Source organism: Rhodococcus sp. AW25M09 (genome assembly GCF_000333955.1).
Classification (GTDB): Bacteria; Actinomycetota; Actinomycetes; order Mycobacteriales; family Mycobacteriaceae; genus Rhodococcoides.
This window is the reverse complement of the sequence record NZ_CAPS01000109.1, coordinates 1-6683: the sequence shown is the minus strand read 5'-3', so window position 1 is coordinate 6683 and position 6683 is coordinate 1. Positions and strand designations below refer to the sequence as shown.

Here is a 6683-nt window from a genome sequence, read left to right as displayed (position 1 = left end):
GGGCCGTTGAACGTGACGTCATGGTCGCCTACACCGCTCGGGTGGCGGGGGAGATGCCGTCGTGGGCACCGCTGCCGGTGCAGTACGCCGACTTCGCGCTGTGGCAGCGTGACGTACTCGGCCGCGAGGAGGACCCGGACAGTCCGTTGTCGAAGCAGCTGGCCTACTGGACCACCGAGCTGGCGGGAGCGCCGGAACAACTGGCGCTGCCGCTCGATCGTCCACGGCCACCTCGACCGACCATGGAAGGCGCGTCGTACGGCTTCACGTTCGGCACCGACGTGGCGTCGGCCGTCGAGAAGATCGCCCGCGAGCATGCGGCGACGACGTTCATGGTGGTGCACAGCGCGTTCGCGGTGCTGCTGGGCAGGTTGAGTAACTCGTCGGACATCAGCATCGGCACCCCGACCGCAGGACGCGGCGAGCAGCAACTGGACGACCTGGTCGGCATGTTCGTCAACACGTTGGTGCTGCGCACGCAGATCGATCCGAACGGGACGTTCCTCGACCTGGTGCGTCAGGCGAAAGACAAGGACCTCGCAGCGTTCGGCCACGCGGACGTTCCGTTCGAGCGGCTGGTCGATGCGCTCGGCCGCGCTCGGTCGAGCGCCTACACACCGCTGTTCCAAGCGATGTTGACGTTCCAGAACCATGTGACGGGCACGTTCGAGTTGCCGGGCCTGCAGGTGCAGGCGCTGCCGGCAGGCGACGATCAGGCCAAGTTCGACCTTCAGCTGACCGCTGTCGAGAACTTCGACGAGGCCGGAGCGCTGCAGGACATCGAGGCGACGTTCACCTACGCGACGTCGATCTTCGACGAATCGACGATCGCGACGTTCGCCGAGCGGCTGTCGAAGATTCTGCGGGCGGTCGTCTCCGATCCCACGGTGGTGCTGCGATCCATCGATATCCTCACGGACGAGGAGAAGGCCGAGTTCGCGCCGCGCGCCAAGCCGAAGACGGTCGACGACTTGCCGCAATTGATTGCCGACGCAGCGGCGACCGCACCCGACGCGGTGGCACTCGAGCACGAATCGACGAGTGTCGACTTTGCGGCCCTCGACGCCAAATTGAGGCAGATGTCGGCGACAATGGGCGCGGCGATGAAGCCGCAGGCTCTGGTGACGGTCACGCTGTCCGCGCTGATTCCGGGCATCTTGCCCGCCCTCGGTGCAGAGGGGTTGTCGACCGCTCTGGCATCGTTGATCGAACGGGCGGAGTCGGTGATCGCGTCGTCGTGACGAAAGCCGAGCTCGCCGGTTGTGCACGTGGATCGATCAGGAGGAATAGTTAGATGGCGGTTGGACGTCGACGCGAGGCAGCATTGACGGTCGAGGACCTTCCGCGCTTGGTTCGGAGCGTCGCTGCGGTCGAACCGGACCGCGTGGCGCTCGCGCACCTCGGTACGGAGTTGACCTACGCCCGGTTGGACGAGGAGATCACCACACTCGATACGGCCATGGGTGGGGTCCTCGGCCCGGACGCGCTGGTTCCGGTCGTGCTGTCCAACACCGTTCCCGGCCTCATCGAGGCCACCGACGGTGGTCTCGACGCGGTGGTCTCGTCGGTGGTCTCCGATGCCGTGTCGGTTGTCGGTGACGACGACTCGGCCTCGAGCCCGGCCGCACCGGAAGCGGCAACCCTCTACGCCCTGTTCGCCGATCAGGCCGAGCGGACACCGGAGGCACCCGCGCTCGTGTTCGGCGGCGAGAGCCGGACCTATGCCGAGTTCGCAGAGTCGGTCGAACGCCTCGCCCGGGTGCTGATCGAGCGGGGAGTCGGTCCCGATTCGACGGTGGGGCTGTCGATCCGCCGCTCGTTGGATCTGCTGGTGGGTATGTATGCCATCTCGGCAGCCGGTGGTGCCTACGTTCCGTTGGACCCCGAGCACCCGGTGGATCGACTCACCTACGTCCTCGAGACCGCGCGACCGGTTCTGGTGCTCACGACATCGGAGGATCTGCCGCAGTTGCCGGTCGGCACGCAGACCCTGCTCGTCGATGCCGTCGACGTCACCGGCGTGACTTCAGGTCGCATCACCGATGCGGACCGGCTCGGCACCCTCGGCGAGGACGATCTCGCGTACGTCATCTTCACTTCCGGCTCGACGGGGCGTCCGAAGGGCGTGGCAGTGAGCCACCGTGCGATCGTCGCCAATATTTCCTGGCGGCAGCGGGCATACACGATGACCCCGGCCGACGTCGTCTTGCAGAAGACGCCGTTCACGTTCGACGTGTCGGTCTGGGAGTTCTTCTGGCCGTTGCAGATCGGCGCGACACTGGTGATCGCCGAGCCCGACGGGCACCGCGACCCCGCCTATCTCGCCCGCATCGTCGCCGAGCACGGCGTGACGGTGACCCACTTCGTACCGTCGATGCTGTCGGTCTACGTTGCCGAACCCACTGCCGCACAGGCCAATTCGCTTCGCATGGTGTTCGCCTCGGGTGAGGCGCTGCCGGCGCGAACCGTCAACGCGTTCCACACGATCTCCGACGCCGAGTTGCACAACCTGTACGGTCCCACCGAGGCAGCCGTCGACGTCACGTACTACCGAACCCAGCAGGTGGAGGACGGCTCGGTGCCGATCGGCGCTGCCGTCGACGACACCGACCTCTACGTGCTCGACGAGGGTCTGCGGCGCTCACCCCGGGGAGTTGAGGGAGAGCTCTATCTCGCGGGCGTGCAGCTCGCTCGCGGATACCTCGGACGCACGGACCTGACGTCCGATCGATTCGTCGCCGACCCGTTCGGCGAGCCGGGGGACCGGATGTATCGCACCGGCGACCTGGTGCGCCGACGCACCGACGGCCTGATCGAATACATCGGACGCACCGACTTTCAGGTCAAACTGCGCGGCCTCCGCATCGAACTCGGCGAGATCGAGCAAGCGCTGCTCGCCGAGCCGGAGGTTACACAGGCCGCGGTACTCGTTCATACCGACCACTCGCAGGCACAGTTGGGCGAGCAGCTGGTCGGCTACGTCGTGAGCACCGAACCCGATATCGATCACGACGGCCTCGCAGATGCAGTGCGCCGCCGCATGCCCGAGTACATGGTGCCGTCGGTGTTCGTCGTGCTGGACGAATTCCCGCTCAACGCCAGCGGCAAGCTGGACCGAAAGGCCCTGCCTGCACCCGATTTAGCCTCGCTCGTACGCGAGTACCGTGCCCCGGGCACCGACACCGAAACTGTTCTGGTGGCAATTTTCGAGACGGTTCTCGGCATCGACCGTATCGGCGTGGACGACGACTTCTTCGTCCTCGGTGGAAACTCGCTCAATGCCACCCGGGTGATCGCGCGGGTCAACGCCGAACTCGGCACTGCGGTGGACGTGCGGTCGTTCTTCGACGCACCGACCGTCGCCGAACTCGCCGTTGCAGTCGATTCGGCAGAATCGGTGCACGCGCGGCCCCCACTGGTCGCGCAACAGCGGCCCGAACGTGTGCCGCTGTCGCTGGCACAGCAGCGGATGTGGTTCCTCAACCGATTCGACCCGGACTCGGCTGTCAACAACATCCCTGTCGCCATCGCGTTGAGCGGTGAACTCGACTTCGAGGCTCTGCAGGCGGCCTTGGTCGACGTGTTGGATCGGCACGAGTCGCTACGTACGGTCTACCCCGATCACGACGGCATCGGCTTCCAGCGAGTTCTCGAATCCGACGCGGTGGCAGTGGAATTGGAGCGAGCGACGGCAACCGAGGCCGACGTTCCCTCCGCACTCCTCGAGTTCGCGCTCAGGCCCTTCGATCTGGCGGTGCAGCTACCCTTCCGGGCGGTGCTTCTCGAGACGTCCGCGACCGATCATGTGCTCGCGTTCGTGGTGCACCACATCGCGGCCGACGGATTCTCGATGGGCCCGCTGACCCGAGACGTGGTGGGCGCGTACGTGGCACGCACCGACGGGGTAGCACCGCAATGGACTGCGCTCACGGTGCAGTACGCCGACTTCACGCTGTGGCAGAGGGCCGTCCTCGGTAGCGAGGACGACCCGGAATCGCTGATCTCGGCGCAGGAGAGTTACTGGCGACACCAGCTCGGTGGTGCTCCCGACCAACTGGAGCTACCCACCGACCGTCCCCGCCCGGCTGTCGCCACGACCAACGGCGGCACACACACGTTCGAGATCGACGCCCGACTGGTCCGCGAACTGGAGAAGCTGGGTCGGGATCACAACGCAACGACGTTCATGGTCGTGCACGCCGCACTTGCAGTGCTGTTGGCCAAGCTCGCGGCCGCCGACGACATCAGTATCGGTACGCCGGTCGCCGGCCGTGGAGACGCGGCCCTCGACGACGTCGTCGGCATGTTCGTCAACACACTGGTGCTGCGAACCGAAGTCGATCCACGGACGTCGTTCGACGATCTGCTGCGCGAGATCCGGGAGGTGGACCTCGCTGCGTTCTCGCACGCCGATGTGCCGTTCGAGCGTCTGGTGGATGTGTTGGCCCCGGTGCGCTCGCAGGCACGGCACCCGCTGTTCCAAGTGATGTTGACGTTCCAGAACCTCGACCGAACTTCGGTCGAACTCCCCGGCTTGACCATCGCGGCGGTCGACTACGAGGCAGACCTGGCGAAGTTCGATCTGCAGGTGACGCTGTGGGATTCGGCACCGGCCGGGTCCGAGCCCGCAGGCCTGACCGTCGCCCTGACCTATGCAGCGGACCTGTTCGACGAAACGACGATGGTGCAGTTCGGGCGGCGGTTCGTTCGTGTTCTCGACGCCGTCGCGCACTCGCCTGCAGCGCCCGTCGGTGACATCGAAGTACTGGACAACTACGAACGGGTGCGAGCGCTCGATCGTGTCCGTCCTGCAGCGACTGCGGCGGCCATGGCCTCCGGCACCGTCCTCGGCGACCGGTTCGACGCTCGGGTTCTCGCGGATCCCGAAGCGGAGGCCGTGACCTTCGAGGGGCGATCGTTGTCGTACGGCGACCTGGCCGCCCGCTCGAACCGCCTCGCGCGCGAGCTCATCGCGCACGGCGCAGGACCTGAAACGCTTGTGGCGGTGGCACTACCGCGTTCGGCCGAGTTGGTCGTGGCGTTGTTGGCAGTACTGAAGTCCGGTGCCGGTTATCTGCCGATCGACACCACCTACCCTGCCGAGCGGCTCGACTTCGTCATGCTTGACGCACGGCCGGTCGTGCTCGTGGTCGATGTGGACAACCACGGCACGCTTCCGGCTTCGGACATTCCGGTTGTCGTGCTCGCTGAGACCACGGCGTCGACGCGCAGTTCGACCCCGGTGACCGACGCGGACCGGCTCCGGCCGGTGCGCGAAGACAACACTGCCTACGTCATCTACACCTCGGGGTCGACCGGCGTGCCCAAGGGCGTGCGGATCTCGCACCGCAACGTCACCCGATTGCTGGACAACACGGCAGAGCTCTATCGATTCGACGACACCGACGTCTGGACGATGTTCCACTCGTTCGCCTTCGACTTCTCGGTGTGGGAATTGTGGGCTCCGCTGCTGTCGGGTGGCCGGGTGGTGGTGGTGGATTTCTTCACCAGTCGCTCACCCGAAGCGATGGTCGAACTCCTCGTCCGCGAACGGGTGACGGTGCTCAACCAAACGCCGTCGGCTTTCTATCAACTGATCGATGCGGAGCGCCGGCTCGACGGTGCTGCGGGAGTACTCTCGCTGCGGTACGTGATTTTCGGCGGCGAGGCACTCGATCCCGCTCGGCTGGATCGGTGGGTCGCCCGCCACGGCGAGCGCCCGATACTGGTGAACATGTACGGCATCACCGAGACCACGGTGCACGTGTCGTTCCGTGAGCTCCACCCCTCGACCGATCGGGCCGCGGCGTCGAGTCCGGTGGGCGACGCGATTCCCGGACTGAGCGTGTTCGTGTTGAACTCGAGGTTGCAGCCTGTCCCACCCGGAGTTGTCGGTGAAATGTACGTCGCGGGTGAGCAACTAGCTCTCGGGTACCTGGATCGGCCGGACCTGTCCGCCGTCCGATTCGTTGCGCATCCTTACTCCCATCACGGCGAGCGGATATACCGCACCGGCGATCTGGCGCGCCTGACTGTAGACGGAGAACTGGACTACGCCGGTCGTAGCGACAGTCAGGTGCAGTTGCGCGGTTTCCGCATCGAACTCGGTGAGGTCGAATCGGTGCTCGAGCGCCACGAATCGGTATTGCGGGCCGTGGTGGAGGTACGTACCGACGACCGAGTCGGCGACAGGTTGGTCGGGTACGTGGTGCCCGAGCACGGATCAGTTGTCGAATCGAATGATCTCGCAGAGTTCGCGGGCGGATTCCTGACCGGATACATGGTGCCCGATGCATTCGTGGTGTTGGATGCGTTACCCCTCACTCCCAACGGCAAGTTGGATCGACGGGCTCTGCCGGTTCCGTTGTTTGCCACTCGAGAGTTCCGTGCTCCTTCGACGCCGGTCGAGGAGATCGTGGCCCAGGTGTTCGGAGACGTCCTCGGGGTCGATCGGGTCGGTGTCGACGACGACTTCTTTGCTCTCGGCGGAAACTCTCTCGTCGCAACGCAGGTGGCCTCGCGGCTGAGTGCCGAACTACGCACGAAAGTGCCGGTTCGAATGCTGTTCGAGGCCAGCGCCGTCGGCGCGCTGGCTGTAGCGCTCGAAAGCCACGTCGGCAGTGGTGTGTCCACGCCGCTGGTCGCTCAGGAACGCCGCGAACGAATTCCGCTCTCTCTCGCCC

At 65.6% G+C, this 6683-nt stretch carries 2 protein-coding genes; both read left to right on the top strand.

What is annotated here, in order from left to right; genetic code table 11:
• Window positions 1-20: 20 nt before the first annotated feature.
• Window positions 21-1241, top strand: coding sequence for a condensation domain-containing protein (locus RHODMAR_RS29435; RefSeq protein ID WP_332307787.1), 1221 nt, complete (start codon window positions 21-23; stop codon window positions 1239-1241).
• A 53-nt stretch (window positions 1242-1294) separates the two neighbouring features.
• Window positions 1295-6683 (top strand): non-ribosomal peptide synthetase (locus RHODMAR_RS20480; protein WP_008718380.1); only part of this gene is annotated, 5389 nt, incomplete at its 3' end.